Origin of the sequence: Streptomyces coeruleoprunus (genome assembly GCF_039542925.1) — a bacterium.
Lineage (GTDB): Bacteria > Actinomycetota > Actinomycetes > Streptomycetales > Streptomycetaceae > Streptomyces > Streptomyces coeruleoprunus.
In genome coordinates, this window is the sequence record NZ_BAABIT010000001.1 from 7,184,705 (window position 1) to 7,202,914 (window position 18,210).

General features: G+C 74.8%; 14 protein-coding genes. 5 read left to right on the forward strand and 9 right to left on the reverse strand.

Annotated features, from left to right (window positions below; translation table 11 throughout):
- Nucleotides 1-38: 38 nt before the first annotated feature.
- The 5 genes from ABEB09_RS32120 to ABEB09_RS32140 all read right to left on the reverse strand — a co-directional run bounded on the left by ABEB09_RS32120 (nucleotide 39) and on the right by ABEB09_RS32140 (nucleotide 7,498).
- Nucleotides 39-2,063, reverse strand: coding sequence for a lantibiotic dehydratase (locus ABEB09_RS32120; protein ID WP_380841386.1), 2,025 nt, complete (start codon nucleotides 2,061-2,063; stop codon nucleotides 39-41).
- 314 nt (nucleotides 2,064-2,377) lie between these two features.
- Nucleotides 2,378-2,656 (reverse strand): acyl carrier protein, encoded by a 279-nt coding sequence (locus tag ABEB09_RS32125; protein ID WP_345693429.1) that lies wholly within the window; start codon nucleotides 2,654-2,656, stop codon nucleotides 2,378-2,380.
- Nucleotides 2,653-3,678 carry a threonine ammonia-lyase gene (locus tag ABEB09_RS32130; RefSeq protein WP_345693430.1) on the reverse strand — a complete coding sequence of 342 codons (1,026 nt, stop codon included), beginning with the start codon at nucleotides 3,676-3,678 and terminating at the stop codon, nucleotides 2,653-2,655. The genes ABEB09_RS32125 and ABEB09_RS32130 overlap by 4 nt, the downstream gene beginning before the upstream one ends.
- Nucleotides 3,675-5,177, reverse strand: a complete 1,503-nt coding sequence (locus ABEB09_RS32135) for an amino acid adenylation domain-containing protein (RefSeq protein WP_345693431.1) — start codon at nucleotides 5,175-5,177, stop codon at nucleotides 3,675-3,677. Before ABEB09_RS32135 ends, ABEB09_RS32130 begins: the two co-directional genes overlap by 4 nt.
- Nucleotides 5,177-7,498 carry a lantibiotic dehydratase gene (locus ABEB09_RS32140; RefSeq protein WP_345694158.1) on the reverse strand — a complete coding sequence of 774 codons (2,322 nt, stop codon included), beginning with the start codon at nucleotides 7,496-7,498 and terminating at the stop codon, nucleotides 5,177-5,179. The genes ABEB09_RS32135 and ABEB09_RS32140 overlap by 1 nt, the downstream gene beginning before the upstream one ends.
- Nucleotides 7,499-7,711: 213 nt before the next feature.
- Between ABEB09_RS32140 and ABEB09_RS32145 the strand changes: the two genes are divergently transcribed.
- The 3 genes from ABEB09_RS32145 (at nucleotide 7,712) to lysA (ending at nucleotide 9,844) form a co-directional block, all read left to right on the forward strand.
- Nucleotides 7,712-7,924, forward strand: coding sequence for an MbtH family protein (locus ABEB09_RS32145; RefSeq protein ID WP_345693432.1), 213 nt, complete (start codon nucleotides 7,712-7,714; stop codon nucleotides 7,922-7,924).
- Nucleotides 7,925-8,113: 189 nt separating this feature from the next.
- On the forward strand, nucleotides 8,114-8,488 hold the full coding sequence (locus ABEB09_RS32150) for an SAV_915 family protein (RefSeq protein WP_345693433.1): 375 nt from the start codon (nucleotides 8,114-8,116) through the stop codon (nucleotides 8,486-8,488).
- Between the two features lie 12 nt (nucleotides 8,489-8,500).
- Nucleotides 8,501-9,844, forward strand: a complete 1,344-nt coding sequence (gene lysA / locus ABEB09_RS32155; RefSeq protein WP_345693434.1) for a diaminopimelate decarboxylase — start codon at nucleotides 8,501-8,503, stop codon at nucleotides 9,842-9,844.
- Between the two features lie 59 nt (nucleotides 9,845-9,903).
- On the opposite strand, the gene ABEB09_RS32160 is transcribed toward lysA, so the two are convergent.
- The 3 genes from ABEB09_RS32160 to ABEB09_RS32170 all read right to left on the reverse strand — a co-directional run bounded on the left by ABEB09_RS32160 (nucleotide 9,904) and on the right by ABEB09_RS32170 (nucleotide 13,945).
- Complete coding sequence (locus ABEB09_RS32160; protein WP_345693435.1) at nucleotides 9,904-10,977, reverse strand: chitinase; 1,074 nt, start codon at nucleotides 10,975-10,977, stop codon at nucleotides 9,904-9,906.
- A 94-nt stretch (nucleotides 10,978-11,071) separates the two neighbouring features.
- Nucleotides 11,072-11,476, reverse strand: coding sequence for a DUF5955 family protein (locus ABEB09_RS32165; RefSeq protein WP_345693436.1), 405 nt, complete (start codon nucleotides 11,474-11,476; stop codon nucleotides 11,072-11,074).
- Between the two features lie 9 nt (nucleotides 11,477-11,485).
- Nucleotides 11,486-13,945, reverse strand: coding sequence for a hypothetical protein (locus tag ABEB09_RS32170; protein WP_345693437.1), 2,460 nt, complete (start codon nucleotides 13,943-13,945; stop codon nucleotides 11,486-11,488).
- 427 nt (nucleotides 13,946-14,372) lie between these two features.
- Here ABEB09_RS32170 and ABEB09_RS32175 point away from each other — a divergent pair, with 427 nt between their 5' ends.
- Complete coding sequence (locus ABEB09_RS32175; RefSeq protein ID WP_345693438.1) at nucleotides 14,373-16,094, forward strand: acyl-CoA dehydrogenase family protein; 1,722 nt, start codon at nucleotides 14,373-14,375, stop codon at nucleotides 16,092-16,094.
- A 55-nt stretch (nucleotides 16,095-16,149) separates the two neighbouring features.
- Here ABEB09_RS32175 and ABEB09_RS32180 read toward each other — a convergent pair whose 3' ends face one another.
- Nucleotides 16,150-16,998, reverse strand: coding sequence for a LysR family transcriptional regulator (locus tag ABEB09_RS32180; RefSeq protein ID WP_345693439.1), 849 nt, complete (start codon nucleotides 16,996-16,998; stop codon nucleotides 16,150-16,152).
- Between the two features lie 193 nt (nucleotides 16,999-17,191).
- On the opposite strand from ABEB09_RS32180, the gene ABEB09_RS32185 reads away from it, so the two are divergent.
- Entirely contained in the window at nucleotides 17,192-18,202 is a 1,011-nt protein-coding gene (locus ABEB09_RS32185; RefSeq protein ID WP_345693440.1) for an NADP-dependent oxidoreductase, read from the forward strand.
- Nucleotides 18,203-18,210: the final 8 nt, after the last annotated feature.

Genomic DNA, 18,210 nt, shown 5'->3' on the forward strand with positions numbered 1-18,210 from the left:
ACCCCGGCCGGACGCGCCGCCGCATGCGCCTGGACCAGCTACCTCCGGACGCGCTCCCTCCCGTCGACCGCCACGAACCGCAGCTCGGACGTGTACGCGTTCCCCTCGTCGTCGACCAGCCACGCCTGTTCGGGCGTCGGCAGCATCTCGGTGACCACCAGCCGCCCGTCCGGCTCCCGGCGGGCCATCCGGCGCACCGCCTTGGCGAGGATGTTCACGTACACGGGACTGTCGAAGTCCACGTAGAAGGGGCGCGGCTCGGTGGGCAGCACCACGAACACGAAACGCGGCAGCCCGTGCCGCGCGCGCCAGCGCCGCGCCCCCACGAACCGGCGGGCCTCGTCCTTCTCCCCGGCGAAGTCCGGATCGGCCGCGGGCAGCCGCCAGGTCTCCCGGGCCACGACCAGGCGGTCCACCGTCACGCGCGGCGTGTGCCCCTCCTCGGGCAGGATCCGGAACAGGTCCATGGCCAGCGTCGTCAGCACGTGCGCGAACACGTCCACGGCGGCGAACTCGGCGCCGTCCGGCAGGACCACCACCAGCTCGCCGTCGTCCCGCTCGGTCACCGCCACCTCCGCGCTGAGCGCCGTACGGGGCCGGGCGGCGTCGCCGGCGACGTCCACCAGCGCCACGTGGTAGTCCTCGGGGCGGACCAGCGCGTGCCGGGTCCGGGCGGACAGCCGCGACCGGTGCTCCTTGGGCAGCAGCGGCATCAGGCGCGGTCGCGGATGGTCGCGGCCCGTGAGCCGCACCAGCTCCCCGGGATCCGGGTGCTGGTGGACGAAGAGCGACGCGCCCAGCGTGTTCGCCGCCAGGTGCAACTCGCCCAGCACCAGCTGGAAGTCGCCCCGCTCCACGGCGTCCGCGCCGGTCGCGGCGACCATGACGTCCGGGCTGACGTAGCGGGCCGCGGTCCAGCCGGGGCCCTGACCCGTGCCCTGACCCGTGTCGCCGCCGAACCGTTCGGCGACCGCCCCCGCGATGTCGTCCAGCGACCTGTGCACCCGGCGGGCACCCGGCGGCACGGCCAGCACGGACGCCCACCGGTCGCGGAACTCCCGCTGCAGCGCCTCCGCCCGCGTCCGCGCCGTGCCGTGCAGGACCGGCATGCACGCGAACCAGAACGACGCCAGGTCCACCGGCCCCTCGGCGGCCAGCCGCGCGTACACCGTCCGCGCCTCGGCCATGACCGCGTCGGCCAGCCGCGCCGTCAGCCACCCCGTGCTGGTGAGCAGCGGCTCCAGCGGCGCGAGCGCCCGCCGTACGGCACGGCCCGCGCGCACCGTGGCCGCACGCCGGCAGTCGGCGTACACGACCGCCCGGCAGGGCGCCGTCCCAGCCCCCTTCTCCCGTACGGCAGCCGTCCGGGTGAGCGTGGCGAACTCCTCCTCCAGGCCGGTCAGCGCGGCCACCACCTCGTCGGCGCCCTCGGCCGCCCCCACCCGTTCGCGGCCGCGCTCGAGCGCGTCGAGCGCGTCCAGCCAGCGCCGCCGCGCGTCCCCGTCCCCGGCCTTCTCCAGCCAGTCCCTCAGCCACCGCTCGGGACGGGCGCCCGCCGGCACCTCCAGCTTCCACACGACCCAGCGCCGGGCCACCAGATCCGCGAGGACGGCAGGGACGTCCACGCCCGGGAGCGCGGCGCGCATGTCCCGTACGGGCCGTACACCGTCGCACAGCCCGAGGACCGCGGCGGCCTCCGGGCCGAGCGGCCGCGCCGGGCGGCCCGGCACGGTCACCCCGGTGCCCGAGACGCGCACGAACGGCACCCGGCGGGGCGCCACCCACTCCCGCAGCGCGGGGTCGGCGTCGATCCGCGCGGCCAGGGCGTCAACGGCCCACCCGGCGAAGTACACCTCCGTCGTGGCGATCAGACCCTCGCCCGGATCGACGTCGACGCCCTCGCGGGCCGGGTCCCAGCGGCCCCAGCCGACGGGCCCGAAGAAGCCGATGGTGTCGTTCTTGACGCAGAACCGCTGCCAGTAGTGGGCGACCAGCTCCTCGCGCTGCCGGGGCATGCTGGTGCGCCCGGACGCGGTCGGCGTCCACGCCAGGAACGGCGCCACACCCGAGGCGAGGACCGGCCGGTTCTGCCAGGCCACGGCCTCCCGGAACGCCGGCGTCCGCGCGATGTCCTGGAGCACGTGCGCGCTCTCCACCGCCGCGCCCGCGAACACCTCGGCGAACTCACCCCACGCCTGCCCGCCCAGCGCCTCTCCGGGCCCGAACTTGTCGGTCGCCTCGGCGAGCCCCGGCGGTGCGAGGCGCAGCACGCCCGAGGCCGGGAAGCCCGGACCGCGCAGCGCGAACTGCTCCCACAGCCGCCAGCGCCCGCCCGGCAGCCACACGTCCCGCTCCGTACCGCCCTCCTCCACGGCCCTCACCCCTGGAGGAGGTCGGTGTCGACGACGTCGGCGAGGTCCGCGGGCGTGGGGTACGCGAACACGAGCGCGACCGGCACCTCGACGCCCAGGACCTCCTGGAGCCGTGCGGTGACCTGGAACGCGGTCAGGGAGTCGCCGCCGTTCTCGTAGAAGTCGCTGTGCTCGTCCAGGCCGGCCGCCCCCAGCGCCTCACGGTAGATGCCGACGAGCAGTTCGGTGGTGCCGGGCGCCGTCGTCGTCGGGGCGGCGGTCAGGGTGGTGGTCGTCTCGGTCATCGGGTCTCCTCCAGTTCGGGACAGGTGAGGGTGGGGTTCGTCGCAGTGGTGCTGATGGGCCGGGTGGTCGACGCGGTCGCGTCGGCGAGGGCGGTGAGCGCGGCCAGGGTGTTGCCGCCGGAGACCACGGCCACCGCACGCTCGCGGTGGCGCCCGGCGCGCAGCGCCCCCGCGAGGGCGACGGCGCCGCTGGGCTCCGCCTCGACACCGAGCCGGCGCAGCCGGTCGGTCGCGGTGAGGATCTCCGCGTCGGACACGGCGACCAGGTCGTCGACCCGGTCCCTGACCACCGCGTACGGCACGTCGCCGGGCCGCTGGGCCCGCAGCCCGTCGGCCACCGTGTCGCAGGGCGGCAGCCGCAGCGGCCGCCCCGCCGCCAGGGACCGGGCGTAGCGGGGCGTCTCCGCCGGCTCGACGCCCACGATCCGTACGGGATGGTCCCGCGCGGCCAGGCACGCCCCCGCCAGCAGGCCGCCCCCGCCGACCGGCACGTACAGGGTCCGTACGTCGGGGACGTCGGCCAGGATCTCGCGGGCCACCGTGCCCTGCCCCGCGACGACCAGCGCGTGGTCCGACGACGGCACGAGGACCGCGCCGGTCTCCTCGGCGAGTGCGCGGGCCCGCTCCTCGCGCTCCGCGACCCCGCCCCGCACGGTGACCGTGCGCCCGCCCAGGGCGCGGATGCGGGCGGCCTTGGCCGGGTTCGCCCCGGCGGCCAGCACCACGGTCACCCGCACGCCCATGGGGGCGGCCAGCCGTGCCAGGGCGATCCCGTGGTTGCCCGACGAGCCCGTGACGATGCTGCGCGCGCCCAGCGCCAGCACGGCGTTGGCGGCACCGCGCAGCTTGAACGACCCGCTGTGCTGCAGGTGTTCCGCCTTGAGCAGCAGCCCCCAGCCGCCCCGCCGCCGGCCCGGCGCCGGCAGGCCCGGCAGCAGCGGGGTGCGCCGGACGTACGGGGCGATGCGCTCGGCCGCGCCGTCCACGTCGGCCGGCACCGGCCCGCCGCCGAGCCCCGTCATGACCGCACCGCCGACTCCGCCAGGGCCCGCCGGTCCGCCTTGCCGCCGCGCGTGGTGGGCAGTTCGGCCAGCCGCACGAACCGGCGGGGCATCAGGTGCGGCGGCAGGGTCGCCCCGAGGTGGGCGCGCAGGGCGGCGTCGCCGGTGTCCGCCAGGTCGCCGGTGACATGGGCGACGAGGAACACCCGCCCCGCGTCGTCCGTGCGGGGCGTGACGACCGCGCCCGTGACCCCCGGGTGCGCCAGCAGCGCGCCCTCGATCTCGGCCGGGTCGACACGGTGACCGCGGATCTTGACCTGTCGGTCCCGCCGCCCCAGCAGCCGCAGGCCGCCGGGCCCGCTCCGGGCCAGGTCGCCCGTCCGGTACAGGCGCGCACCCGGCGGCCCCGCCGGGTCCGGTACGAAGCACTCCGCCGTACGGGCGGCCAGGCCGCGGTAGCCGCGGGCCACCCCGGCGCCGCCGATGCACACCTCCCCGACCTCGCCCTCGGGCACGGGTCCCAGCGCGTCGTCGAGCACCCGGACGACCACACCGTCGATCGGCGTCCCCACGATGTCCGCGTCGGTCGCCGGATCGGCCGGCACGTCGTACCGCGTCGAGGTCATCGTGCACTCCGTCGGCCCGTACTGGTTGACGAGCCGCCCCTCGACGAGCGACCGTCCGCCCGCGGCCAGGAAGGGGCGCAGCGACTCGCCGCTGCTCACCACCAGCCGTACGCCGGCCGGCAGCCCCGCCCCGTCCGGCTGCCCGGCCAGGAACGACAGGAACGACGGCGTCACGCTGAGCAGCGCGTTCACCCCGTGGGCCCGCACGACCGCGCCGAACTCCCGCGGCCGCAGCACCGCCGACCGCGGCACGAGGACCAGGCGCCCGCCCGCGAGCAGGGGAGCGAACGTGTCCCGTACGGACGCGTCGTAGCCCAGCGGCGCCGTCTGGAGCGCCACCGTGTCCGGACCGAGGCCGAAGTCCCGTACGACGAACCGCAGGTACCCGTCGAGCCCGCGGTGCTCCACCAGCACCGGGCTCGGCTCGCCGGTCGTGCCGGACGTGTGGCTGACGTAGGCCAGCGCCCGCCCGTCCGGCACACCGCGCGCCGGCCCGTCACCCGCGTGCGTCTCCGGCCGGTCCAGGAGCACGGGACGGCCCGGGACCGGCAGGTCGAGCCGGTCGGCCAGGTCCGAGGTGGTGACCAGCAGGTCCGCGCCCCCGCTGCGCACGAGCGCCGCCAGCCGCCGCGGCGGCTGCTCCACGTCCAGCGTCAGGAACGCCGCCCCGCACCGCACGGCGGCCGCCACGGCGACCACCGCGTCCACCCCGCGCGCCACGGCCACCCCGCACACCGTCTCGGCGCGCGCTCCCCGGGCGGCGAGCACCGCAGCCAGGGCGTCGACACGGGCGGCCAGCCCGGCGTAGGTCAGCTCGCCGTCCGGTGTCGTCACCGCGACCCGGTCCGGCTCGCGTACGGCGTGGTCGGCGATGTCGTCGACGAAGGTGCGCATCACTCGGCCCCTTCCGCGCGGCCGGCCACGGCGGTCCGGTCGACGGCCACGAACCGCAGCTCGGAGGTGTACGTGCGGCCCTCGTCGTCCGCCAGCCAGGCCTGCTCGGGCGTGGGCAGCATCTCACTGACGACGAGGCGCGCCCCGGGGTCCTTCCGGGCGAGCCTGCGCGCGGCCTTCGCGAAGATGTTGACGTAGACGGGACTGTCGAAGTCCACGTAGAACGGCCGGGGTTCCGTCGGCGACACGACGAACACGAAGCGCGGGAGGTCCCGTTCGCGCGCCCAGGCACGGGCCCGGACGAACCGCCGCGCCTCCGACTTCTCCTCCGTGAAGGCCAGTCCGGCCACGGGCAGCGTCCAGGTCTCGCGCGCCACGACCATCCGGTCGAGCGTGATGCGCGGCGTGTGGTCGCCCTCGGGCCGCAGCGTGAAGCGGTCCATCACGCGCTGCGTGAGCGTGTTGGCGTACACGTCGAGCAGGTCGAACACGGCGCCGTCCGGAAGCACCGCGACCAGCGCGCCGTCCCGCACCTCCACGGAGACGTCGGCGGCGAGGACCGTACGCTGCCGGAACGGGTCACCCGTGTGGTCCACCAGGGCCACGTGGTAGTCCTCGGGCCGCTCCAGGGAGGGCCTGCTGCGCGTGGACCACTTGAGCGGCAACTCCTTGGGCAGCATCGGCAGCAGCCGGGGCCCCGGGAAGTCCCGCGACGTCTCGGCCACCAGGGCCGCGCGGTCGGGGTGCTGGTGGACGAAGAGCGACGCGCCCATCGTGTTGAGCGCGCAGTGCATCTCGCCGAGCAGCAGCTCGAAGTCCCCGCGGGCCACCGCGTCCGCGTCCCGCGCCAGCACGAGCACGTCGGGGCTGAAGTACCGCGCCAGGGACCAGCCCGCGCCCGGCTCGTCGAACTCCGCCCGCACCCGCTCGGCGAGGTCCGCCGACGACAGCCGCACCCGGCGCGCCCCCTCCGGCAGCTCCAGGACGCGGGCCCACTTCGCCCGCAGCTCCGCCTGTACGGCGGCGATGTCCTCGTCCGCCCGCGGGTGCGGCGACGGCAGACAGGCCAGCCACAGCGACGCCAGGTCCACCCGGCCGCCGCCCTCGGCGAGCCGCTCGTACACCGGGCGCAGCCGTCCGCGGATCCGCTCCGCGACCCTGTTCGTCATCCAGCGGGCCGCGGTCAGACACAGGCCGAGCGCGGTCAGTTCGCCGAGCAGCGAGCTGCCCAGCACCGCCGTCGCCGACCGCCGGCAGTCGGAGTACACCACCCCGCGGCACGGCGCCGTCTTCGCGCCCTTCGCCCGCTGCGCCTCGGTCGCGGTGAGCGCCGCGAAGTCGGCCTCCAGGGCGCCGAGCGCCGTGGTCAGCGCCTCGGCGTCCGTCCCGGCCGCCCGCACGGCGTCACGGCCCCGCTCCAGCACGGCCAGGCGCTCCAGGGCGGGTTCCCGCACCGCGGGGTCGCCGATCCGTTCGAGGGTCGCCCGCAGCTCGCGCTCCGGGTACGTGCTCGACGGGACGTCCAGCCGCCAGTGCACCCACCGCGCGGCCACCAGCGCCCGTACGGCCCGCTCGGCGTCCGCCCCGGTGAGGCCCGACGCCGCCGCGATCTCCGCGACCGTCCGGGTCCCGTCGCACAGGGCCAGCACCGCCCGGTCGGCCTCGGCGACCGGCTGCGGCCGCCGGCCCGGCACGCGCACCGCGCCGTCCTCGATCCGTACGAACGGGATGCGGCGCGGCGGTATCCACGCCCGCAGCGCCGGATCGGCGTCGAGGGAGCGCGCGAGCGCGTCGATCGCCCAACTGGAGAAGTACACCTGCGAGTCGGCGAGGAACCCGGCACCGGGATCGACCGCGATGTCCTCGCGGGCCAGGTCCCAGCGGCCCCAGCCGACGGGCCCGAAGAAGCCGATGGTGTCGTTCTTCACGCAGAACCGCTGCCAGTAGTGGGCGACCAGCTCCTCGCGCTGCCGGGGCATGCTGGTGCGTCCCGCCCCGGTCGGCGTCCACGCCAGGAACGGCGCCACACCGGTGCGCAGCACGGCCGGGTTCTGCCAGGCGACCGCCGCGCGGAACCGCGGGCTCGCGGCGATCTCCTGGAGCAGCCGCGCCGTACGGACGGCGCCCGCGTCGAAGTCCTCGGTGAACGCCGTCCACTCCGGCCCGGCCGGCTCGTCGCCCGCCGCGAACTTGTCCGCGGCCTCGGCGAGCCCCGGCGGGGCCAGCCGCAGCACGCCCTCCGCGGGGAAGCCCGGCCCGCGCAGCGCGAAGTGCTCCCACAGGCGCCACCCCCCGACGGGCAGATGAACGGTCTCCGGCATGTCCGGCATGGCGGAACTCCTTCCGAAGGAGGGACGGCGGGGCCTGACTCGTGGCCCCGCCGACACTGTCGGGCCGCCGCACGCACCCACCAGGGAAGGAGCGGCAGCACACACCGCCGGACCTGCTGCGCGTTTGTCCCTGTCGTCCGGCCGGCGGAGGCGCGAGTCTGGCACCCGTCGACCGACCCGACCGATCGAAGGAGACCGAGCGAGATGAGCGAGACGAGCGGGAGCGAGGAGTACCAGGTCGTGCTCAACGACGAGGAGCAGTACTCCATCTGGCGCGCGGACCGCGCGTTGCCGCCCGGGTGGCATGCCGAGGGCACGGCGGGCTCACGGCAGGAGTGCCTGGACCACATCGGCCGCGTCTGGACGGACATGCGCCCCCTGAGCCTGCGCCGCCGCCTGGCCGAGGCCTCCTCCTGACGGACGCCCGGCCGAGGACCCTCCCTCGCCGCCCGCCCGTCAACGCCCCGTCAGTGCCGATCCGTTTCACGTCAGCATCGCGTCATGGGCCCCCGCACGCACCCCGTGCGGGGCTAGCGTCGTTCGTACCCCCGGCTCGCACGGCGCGCCGGGCGGTCCCGTTGTCCAGGACCCTCGAGGAGGAGTCCCATGACCGAGCTTGCCAGCGGCGACGACCCGGAGCCCTCTGATCGCGTCCCGGCCGGGCCGCTCTTCGTTCCCGTCCGGCCGGGCCCCGCGGGCCACGTGCCCCGCCTGTTCCGTACACCCCTCGGAGAGCGTACGGCCGTCGGATTCACCACGGCCGCCCGGCTGACCGCCGTCCTGGGGCGTCCGCAGCCGTGGATACGGCTCGGTGAGCCCGCCCTGCGCTCCCTCACCGAGCCGCTCGGCGTCACCACCGTCACCGTCGACCCGCAGCTGATCGCCCCGCCCGCCGACGAAGCCGCCCGCCCGCACCCGGAGGACCGTGGCGCACGCCCCGGCGCCGGGCCCACGGCACGCGTGCGTCTGACCGTCGGCTGAGGGGGAGGCGCCATGACCCTGTCCACGGGTGCCGTCCCCGCCGCCTCCGGAGCCCCCGCCGACGACCTGTCCTTGTGGCCCGCCTCGACGGCCCACGTGTCGCCCGGCCGCCTCGCGGTCGGCGGCGTACCGCTCGACGAGGTCGCCGAGCAGTACGGGACGCCCGTCTACGTCCTCGACGAGCAGGAGGTGCGCGACCGCTGCCGCGCCTACCTGCGGGACTTCCCCGGAGCCGAAGTGCTCTACGCGGCCAAGGCGTTCCTGTGCCGCGCCATGGTCCACTGGGTCGCCGAGGAGGGCCTCGGGCTCGACGTCTGCTCGGCCGGCGAACTGGACCTCGCCGTCGTCACGGGCTTCCCGCCGGAGCGGATCGTCCTGCACGGCAACGCCAAGAGCCCCGACGAGCTGAGGACCGCGCTGCGACTGGGCGTCGGCCGCATCGTGATCGACAGCTCCTCGGAGATCGCCCGCCTCGCCGCCATCGTGCCCGCGGGCACCCGGCAGAAGGTGCTCGTCCGGATCGCCCCCGGCATCGCGGCCGGCGGCCACACCAAGATCCGCACCGGCACCGCGGACCAGAAGTTCGGGCTGTCCGTCACCGACGGCTCGGCCCAGCACGCCGTCGCCCGGATCCTGCACCAGCCAGGCCTTGAACTCGTCGGCCTGCACTGCCACCTCGGCTCCCAGATCACCGCCGTCCGGCCCTACCTGGCGGCGGTGCGCCGCCTCGTGGGCCTCATGGCACGGATCCGGGAACAGCACGGGACGACCCTCACGCAACTGGACCTGGGCGGCGGCCACGGCATCGCCTACCGCCCGGGCGACGACGCCCTGGACGTCCCCGCCCTCGCCCGGGCGATCCGGGCCGAGCTGGCGGACAGCTGCGCGGCGGCCGGGATCCCCGTACCCCGGCTCACCGTCGAGCCGGGCCGCGCCGTCGTCGGACCTGCGGGCATCGCCCTCTACCGGGTCCTCGCCGTCAAACGCACCGAAGGCACCACCTTCGTGGCGGTCGACGGCGGCATGAGCGACAACCCCCGCCCCGCCCTGTACGGCGTCCGCTACGCGCCCCGGCTCATCGGCCGGCCCTCGACCGCCGCCACCGCGACCGTGACGGTCGTGGGCCGCCACTGCGAGGCCGGCGACATCCTCGCGTCCGACGTCGAACTCCCCGGCGACGTCCACCCGGGCGACCTCCTCGCCGTCCCCGTGGCGGGGGCCTACCACCTGTCCATGGCATCGGGCTACAACCTGGTCGGCCGCCCCCCGGTGGTCGCCGTCACCCAGGCCCGCCCCCGCCTCCTCGTACGCCGGGAGTCCCCCGACGACGTACGCCGCCGCGACATCGGCCTGTAGGGCTTCCACCTCGTGGGCCGAGCGGCGGCCCGGCGGACACGCGCCGCCGCACCGGCGTCTCAACGACCCTGCAGTGCCTTGACGTTGTCGCCGAACGTCCAGTTCCGGGAGCCGTCCCAGTTGATCGACCAGGTCATCAGGCCCTTCAGGCGGCCGCCGTAGGTGTTCCAGGCCTGGGCGACGGTGCCGGGCTGCATGTGGCCGCCTCCGGCGCCGGGCTGGGCGGGCAGGCCGGGGACCTGTTTGTCGTACGGGACCCGGACGGTGGTTCCCTGGACGACGAGGCCCCGGTCGAGGCAGTCGGTCTGGGCCGTGAAGCCCGCGACCGTGCCGGCCGCGTAGGAGTCGCCGGAGCACCCGTACATGCTGCCGTTGTAGTACTGCATGTTCAGCCACCACAGGCGGCCGTTGTCCGCGTACTTCTTCACGATGGGCAGGTACGCGCCCCAGATGGAGCCGTAGGTGACGCTGCCGCCGGTGACGTACGCCGTCTCGGGCGCCATGGTGAGGCCGAAGCCGGGAGGCATGCGCTCCAGGATCCCGTCGATGATGTGGACGAGGTTGGCTTGGGAGGGGGAGAGCCGGTTGATGTTCCCGCTGCCGACGAGGCCGGTCTCGATGTCGATGTCGATGCCGTCGAAGTGGTGCTCCTGGAGGATCGGCACGATCGTGGCGATGAAGCGGTCCGCGACGGCGCGGGAGTTGAGGTCGATCCCGGCGGTGGCTCCGCCGATCGACAGCAGCACGGTGAGTCCGGCGGCCTTGGCCTCGCACATCTCGGCCGGCGTGGGCACCTTCACGGTGGTGTCCATCCCGTCCTCCCAGAGGGCCGTGCCGTCCGAGCGGATGACGGGGAAGGCGGCGGTGACGACGTTGTAGCCGTGCTGCCGGATGCGCGGATCGGTGATCGGGGTCCAGCCGAAGGGCGGGTGCACGCCGTTGGCGGCGCCGTCCCAGTTCTCCCAGTAGCCCTGGAGCACCTTGCCGGTGGGCCTCGGCTTGAGGGCGCAGGTCGCGGCGGCCGGGGATTCCTGGGCGGCCGCCGTCGAGGCCGCCGAGGCGCCGCCCGCCAAGTGGAGGAGGCCTGCCAGTGCCAGGCCGGTTCCCAGAAGCGTTCTTCCGTGACGGGGCATTCCGCTGCTCCTTCCGGGGGACGGAAGTTCAGCGTCTTCTGGTCCAGACCTGCCGTCAAGAGGTCTGGACCAGAAGGAGTACCGCTCGGAAGGATCAGAAGGACTGGAGCAGCTGCGTGAGTTCGGCGACCGCCGCCGCCAGAGGCGCCGCCGGCTCGGCGAAGGCCGTCAGCCGGTCGAGGGCCCGTCGCACGACCCCCGGCTCGGGCGAGCCCTCGTCCAGCTCCTCCCGAAGCCTGCGCAGCTCCGCCCGTGGCACCTCCTGGTCCGGCAGGGCGGACCTGTGCTCCTCCAGCAGGCGCTCGATCAGCAGGAGCAGGGCGTCCACCTGGGCGCGCTGCTCCGCGGCCGGCGCCTGGACGGAGATCCGGCCCGCCACGGCCCGCGCCTGCGGGCCCACGGCCTGGTTCGCGACCTGGCTCTGACCGCCGTACTGCTGCACACCGAAGTTGAGCACCCTGGACGGCTCTTCGGCGGACTGATCGGGTTGACCGGGCACGTACCCCTCCTATCGTTTGGCCGCGGTTCCGGACCGCGGCGGATCGCCGGCCCGGGCCGTGGCCGACTCGGCGGTGGCCTGGGCGCCCTGGCCCACGGCCTGGTTCCCCACGACGCTCACCCCGCCCGTCTGCAGGACACCGTGGTTGAGGATGGTCTGGCTCTGCGTACGGAAGTCCGCCGTGTCCACGCCGTGCTCGTCCAGGAAGTCCCGGACGGCCGCCAGGGCGTGCCGGTCGAGGGCGTTGAGGGCTCGCCGCGCGTCCACCAGCTGGAAGTGGTGCAGGTACTCCGGGCCCTGCGCGTCCTCGCGGACGCTCACCCGGGCGCCGCGGTCGAAGGCGGGATCCTCCACGGCCGCCCGCTGTTCGCGGCGCCGGCGCCGCGGCGTGCGGTACTCGGCGAGCGCGTCGGCCAGGAACGACCGGGCCGCACCCCGCAACGCGGCGCCGGTCCGCCCCAGGGCCTTGAGCACCAGGGCCGCGCGGCTCCCGGCGGCGCCGGCCGGCCGCAGCAGGTCCACCACGTGCAGGTCGCGCCATACGGGCCCGAGGACGTACCGGTCGCACCGCAGGTGCAGGGTCCTGCCCACCACGGCCACGTGCAGGAAGTGGCTGGACACCACCTCGCCGCCCCACAGCGGCACATGAGCGGCCACGCAGTGCCGGGCCACACCGTCCGGGTTGAGCGCGATGCGCCGCAACGCCTCGGCGGGCAGCAGTGTGACGGGAGCGCGCCGCGGGTCGGGCAGCAGACGGCCGTCCCGGGCCAGTTCCCTGCCGCTGACGAAGACCCGGTCCTCGACGACCAGCCCGTCGACGGGCGGCCAGTCGCCGGTGGCCGGGCCGACGGCCCGGTCACCCCGGCCACCGTCCCGAGCCCGGCTCCGGCCGCCGTCACCCCACCCGCCGTCCCGGTCACGGTCCCGAGCGCCGCTCCGGCCGCCGTCACCCCACCCGTCGTCCCGACCACCGTCCCATCCGTCGTCCCGACGGCCACCCCACCCGTCGTCGCGTCCGTTCTCGTCCAGCCGCCGACCCGAACCGGCCGCCGAATCCGTCCCCTCCGCGACCTCGCGCAGTCGCCGGCGCAGCCGCGTCACGACGTCCCAGGCGTCGAAGCGGCTGACGGCGGCCGAGGACTCCCGGCCCCCTCCACCCTCACGGGACGGCTCGGGCGGCAGCAACGGCACCGACAGCGTCCACTCCGACTCCTTCTCGCCGTACCCGACGAACGGCGAGAAACCGCTGTAGCAGGTGACGTTGCCGCGCTGGGCGGCGGCCACGGCCGCGATCCTGGCAGCCGCCCACGGCTCCACCGGCGCGGGCCGCGGCGACATGTCCGGGTCGAACACGTCGCGCCGCAGCGCACCGCGCAGCCGCTCCTCCATGTCCCGGTCCTCGTCGGCGACGATCCGCAGGGCCAGCGCACCGCCGGCGATCACGGCGAGGAGCGGCGGAAGGCCCAGCAGGTAGCCGCCGACCAGCCAGCGAAGAAGGCCGGGGAGCGGCAGGGCGGACAGCGCCATGCCCGCAAGTACGCCGGCGAGGAGGAGGGCGCCGGCCGTGCCGGCCACCCGCCACGCCGCCCGCGACACGGGCGGCACCTCACGACCGCGCACGGCACGGGGCCGCCCCCGGGCCGCGGCCCCCAGCGTCCGTAACGCGAGCCCCGCGAACAGCAGCCACAGCGGGCCGAACGCCGCGATGAGGCAGGTGACCGCGGCGAGCTTCCGGTTCCGCTCCCGGTGGAGCCGGTGCGCCGTGAGACTGTGCCGGGCGACGGGCACGAGGTCGACGCCCGGAGAGACGGCGATCGCGCCGAGCCCGTCGCCCAGCACGTCGTCGACGACGCGGCGGGCGAAGGAGGGACGCAGGTACGCGGCCGCGCACAGGTAGCGGGTGACGTCGCCCGGCGTGGTGCCGGTCGCGACGGGGGCGGGCGCTTCCGGGAAGGAGCCGGCCATGGCAGTCCTCCGTTGACGGGTACGGGACGCCGCTCGCGCGCGGGCCTGCGGCGGCGCCGTGGCACCGCCGGCGTACACGACGGCGATGAGGAGACCGAACAGCACGCCGAACACCAGGCCGTCCACGAGGAAGGACCCGAGGAGGGCGGAGGCGTCCCGGCCGTAGGTCAGGATGACGTCGGTCCCGAAGGCAATGGCGAGGATCCATTGCAGCGCCGAGCCGAGGACAGACACCAGCACCCCGGCACCCACGGCGGCGGCCCACCGGACGCCACCGGCGGCGGTCGGCCGGGCCACCAGCCGGGGGACCAGTACCGCGACCGTGACCAGCAGCAGGACGAAGCCCAGGTTGGTCGTCCAGGTGAATTGGGGCGTGTACGGGTACGGCCCCGGCGCGGGCTGCCACGTGGGCACGAACAACGCCTGCCGCAACAGCGCGAGCGCACTGTCCCGCGGCCACCAGCCGAGCAGCGCCTCCCGCGTCCACGGACTGCCCAGGGCCACCAGGACCCCGCACAGGAGGACGACTCTCCCCCTACCACTCGCTCGTCCCACGGAACCCCCCGGAGCACTCGAGACCCGTACTCTAGAAAGCCCTCGGCAAGGTGTCAGCCGATCGGCCGACAAAGCCCGGGGAACACCCACCTCCGTACCCCGCCGCGACGGCTTTCGGCCACCCGGGGAGCCGGTCGGCTTCCGTCGCGGCCCTGGCGGGGCGGCCCATGGCGGCCGGCAGGGAGGACGCGGCGCGTGAGCCCCGTCTCACCGCAGCGGTGGCGCTTGTTTGTGCAACGAGTTGCATATGAGGATCGGGCATGGTGCTCGACCAGGTGATCAAGGTGCCGGGCGGCGCCCCCGACCACCACATCAACACCACCAGAGCACCACCTCAGCACCACCACCCTCATCCGAGCCGGAAAGGCGGACATCCATGGCCGACCCGCTGCTGTTCAACCCGCGCACCTACGACCCGGCGCACTTCGACCCGGAGACCCGTCGGCTGCTGCGGGCCACCGTCGACTGGTTCGAGGAGCGCGGCAAGCGCAAGCTGATCGAGGACTACCGCTCGCGCGCCTGGCTGGCGGACTTCCTCGCGTTCGCCGCCAAGGAAGGGCTGTTCGCGACCTTCCTCACCCCGGCCTCCGCCGCCGACGGCCGGCAGGACAAGCGGTGGGACACCGCCCGGATCGCCGCCCTCAACGAGATCCTCGGCTTCTACGGGCTCGACTACTGGTACGCCTGGCAGGTCACCATCCTCGGCCTCGGCCCCGTCTGGCAGAGCGACAACGCCGCCGCCCGCGACCGCGCGGCCGACCTCCTCGCGCAGGGCGAGGTGTTCGCCTTCGGCCTGTCCGAGAAGAGCCACGGCGCCGACATCTACTCCACCGACATGCTGCTGGAGCCCGACGGCCAGGGCGGCTTCAGGGCCACCGGCTCCAAGTACTACATCGGCAACGGCAACGCCGCCGGGCTCGTCTCCGTGTTCGGCCGCCGCACCGACGTCGAGGGCCCGGACGGCTACGTCTTCTTCGCCGCCGACAGCCGCCACGCCGCGTACCACCTGGTCAAGAACGTCGTGGACTCGTCCAAGTTCGTCAGCGAGTTCCGCCTGGAGGACTACCCCGTAGCCCCCGAGGACGTCCTGCACACGGGCCGCGCCGCCTTCGACGCCGCGCTCAACACCGTCAACGTCGGCAAGTTCAACCTCTGCACCGCCTCCATCGGCATCTGCGAGCACGCGATGTACGAGGCCGTCACCCACGCCCACAACCGCATCCTCTACGGCCGCCCCGTCACCGCCTTCCCGCACGTGCGCCGTGAGCTGACCGACGCGTACGTCCGCCTCGTCGGCATGAAGCTGTTCAGCGACCGCGCCGTCGACTACTTCCGCTCCGCGGGCCCCGACGACCGCCGCTACCTCCTCTTCAACCCGATGACGAAGATGAAGGTGACCACGGAGGGCGAGAAGGTCATCGACCTGATGTGGGACGTCATCGCCGCCAAGGGCTTCGAGAAGGACAACTACTTCGCCCAGGCCGCCGTCGAGATCCGGAGCCTGCCCAAACTGGAGGGCACGGTCCACGTCAATCTCGCCCTGATCCTCAAGTTCATGAGGAACCATCTCCTGAACCCGGCCGCGTACGAGCCCGTCCCGACCCGGCTCGACGCCGCCGACGACACGTTCCTCTTCCGCCAGGGCCCCGCCCGCGGCCTCGGCTCCGTCCGGTTCCACGACTGGCGCGGCGCCTTCGACGCGTACGCCCAGCTGCCCAACGTCGGCCGCTTCCGCGAGCAGGCCGACGCGCTGTGCGCGTTCGCCACCACCGCCGCCCCCGACGAGGAGCAGAGCCGCGACCTCGACCTCCTCCTCGCCGTCGGACAGCTCTTCGCGCTCGTCGTGCACGGCCAGCTGATCCTGGAGCAGGCGCGCCTGACCGGCCTCGACGAGGACGTGCTGGACGAGCTCTTCGCCGTCCTCGTACGCGACTTCTCCGCGCACGCCGTCGAACTGCACGGCAAGGACTCCGCCACCGAGCAGCAGCAGAGCTGGGCGCTGGGCGCCGTACGGCGTCCGGTCGTCGACGAGGCCCGCTCGGCCCGCGTCTGGGAGCGCGTCGAGGCGCTCTCCGGGGCGTACGAGATGGCGCCGTAGGCCATGCGTCAGGGCCGCCGGCCCCGGCCACTCCCGTCGAGGCCGGGGGCGGCGGCTACCGAAGCTCCCGCCCGAGCGTGCGCAGTTCGCGGATCAGGGCACGGACAGCGGCGGCGGACGCGAGTTCCGGGGTGGTGACGTAGCCGACGTCGCGCGTGGGGCGCAGGGGGCCGAGGTCCTCGATCTCGACGGCGGGCGGCGCCCCGGTCAGCGCGAGCTGCGGCATGATCGCCATGCCGAGTCCACCGGCCACCATCGACAGCACGGCCCCGTCGTCGTCCGCCTCGACGCTCGCGCGGGGGATCCAGTCCTGGGCGGCCCACCAGTCACGGGTGTACGAGGTGCAGTTCTCCGCCCAGTCGACCAGGGGCAGCGACCGAGGGTCCGGGTGGCCCGCCGGGTGCACCAGCGCGTACGGCTCGGTCAGCAGGCGGCCGCCGACCAGCCCCGGCGGCACGGGCGACGTCGTGCCGATCGTGGCGATGCCCACGTCGGCGCGGCCCGCCGCCACCTCCCCGGCGGTGCCCGGGCCCACCTCCCGCACGATCCGCACCTCGGGCACGAGGTCCGGGTGGCGTGCGGTCAGCCGCTTGAGCACCGCCGGCAGCAGATGCAGCGCCGCGCTGCGGAACGCGGCGATCCGCAGCCGCCCGGCGACGGTGCCGTCCTCCGCCGTGCGGGCCTCGGCGACCATCACGTCCAGCAGGCGCAGCACCCGCCGGGCGTGCGCGGCGACGCGTGTTCCGGCGGCGGTGGGGCGGGCGCCGTGGCGGCCACGGTCGAAGAGCACCACGCCGATCGCGCGCTCGCTGCCCCGCACGGAGTGCGACACGGCCGACTGCGTCATGCCGAGCACCGCCGCCGCGGCGGAGAAGCTGCCCTCGCGCTCCACCGCCACGACCACGCGGAGTTCCTGAGGTGTCAGATCGCGCGCCGCGGGACCGGCGGGGGCCGGTTCCCGGGGTGCTGCGTCGCGTGGCCGCGGTGGCGTGATCACCGTTGTCACCTCGGTGTATGAGGAGCGTTCATGGATGGGGCCCATTCTGTCGATCACGGCACCTGCACCGGTGGCCGGGGGTCCGCATACGGTCCGAGCCATGACCACGACATCGCTCACCGTTCACCAGATCGCCCGCCCCACCGGCTTTCCGACCCACGACCACTTCGCCTTCGTCGAGGCCCCCGTGCCTTCGCCCGCGCCGGGTACCGCACTGGTGGAGAACCTGTACTGGTCCGTGGACCCGTACCACCGCGAGGCGATGGACTCGGACGAGTTGTGGACGCTGCACGCGCCCATGGAGGGCCGCACCATCGGCCGGGTCGTGGAGTCACGCGACCCCGGCCTCCGGGAGGGCGAGATCGTCCTGCACCGCGAGGGCTGGCGTACCCACAGCCTCGTCACCGCGGACACGGCGCGCCGCCTGCCCGTCTTCGACGGCGTCCCGCTCTCCGCCCACCTCGGCATCCTGGGCGGCACCGGCCTCTCCGCGTACGTGGCCCTTACCCGGATCGCCCGACTCCGGCAGGGCGAGGACCTGTTCGTGTCCGCGGCGGCCGGCGGCGTCGGCACGGCCACCGGGAGGCTGGCCCGGCTGCTGGGCGCGGGCCGGATCGTCGGCAGCGCCGGCTCGGCCGCGAAAGTGGCGTACCTGACGGAACACGTCGGTTACGACGCGGCCTTCGACTACCACGACGGTCCGGTCGCCGAGCAGCTGGCGAAGGCCGCGCCGGACGGGATCGACGTGTTCGTCGACAACGTGGGCGGCGACCACCTGGAGGCCGCGATCGCGTCCCTGCGCGAGTACGGGCGTATCGCCTGGTGCGGCGCGGTCGGCCAGTACAACAGCACCGGCGGCGCGCCCGCCGCGCCCCGCAACCTCTTCGACGTCGTGGGCAAGAGCCTGCGCCTCGAAGGCTTCCTCGTCCGCAACCACCGCGACGCCCAAGAGGAGTTGTACGACCTGGCCGTGCCGCATCTGCGCAGCGGGCGGCTGCGGTCGGACGAGACGGTCGTCGACGGCTTCGACCGGATCGTGGACGCGTTCCTGGGGATGCTGCGCGGCCGGAACACGGGCAAGATGCTCGTCCGCGGCACGACCGCCCGGTAGGGGCGACC

Excerpts from the sequence above, each read along its gene's own strand:
- ABEB09_RS32125 (WP_345693429.1), bottom strand. The coding sequence starts at position 2,656 with ATGACCGAGACGACCACCACCCTGACCGCCGCCCCGACGACGACGGCG.
- ABEB09_RS32130 (WP_345693430.1), bottom strand. The coding sequence starts at position 3,678 with ATGACGGGGCTCGGCGGCGGGCCGGTGCCGGCCGACGTGGACGGCGCG.
- ABEB09_RS32135 (WP_345693431.1), bottom strand. The coding sequence starts at position 5,177 with ATGCGCACCTTCGTCGACGACATCGCCGACCACGCCGTACGCGAGCCG.
- ABEB09_RS32140 (WP_345694158.1), bottom strand. The coding sequence starts at position 7,498 with ATGCCGGAGACCGTTCATCTGCCCGTCGGGGGGTGGCGCCTGTGGGAG.
- ABEB09_RS32145 (WP_345693432.1), top strand. The coding sequence starts at position 7,712 with ATGAGCGAGACGAGCGGGAGCGAGGAGTACCAGGTCGTGCTCAACGAC.
- ABEB09_RS32150 (WP_345693433.1), top strand. The coding sequence starts at position 8,114 with ATGACCGAGCTTGCCAGCGGCGACGACCCGGAGCCCTCTGATCGCGTC.
- lysA (WP_345693434.1), top strand. The coding sequence starts at position 8,501 with ATGACCCTGTCCACGGGTGCCGTCCCCGCCGCCTCCGGAGCCCCCGCC.
- ABEB09_RS32160 (WP_345693435.1), bottom strand. The coding sequence starts at position 10,977 with ATGCCCCGTCACGGAAGAACGCTTCTGGGAACCGGCCTGGCACTGGCA.
- ABEB09_RS32175 (WP_345693438.1), top strand. The coding sequence starts at position 14,373 with ATGGCCGACCCGCTGCTGTTCAACCCGCGCACCTACGACCCGGCGCAC.
- ABEB09_RS32185 (WP_345693440.1), top strand. The coding sequence starts at position 17,192 with ATGACCACGACATCGCTCACCGTTCACCAGATCGCCCGCCCCACCGGC.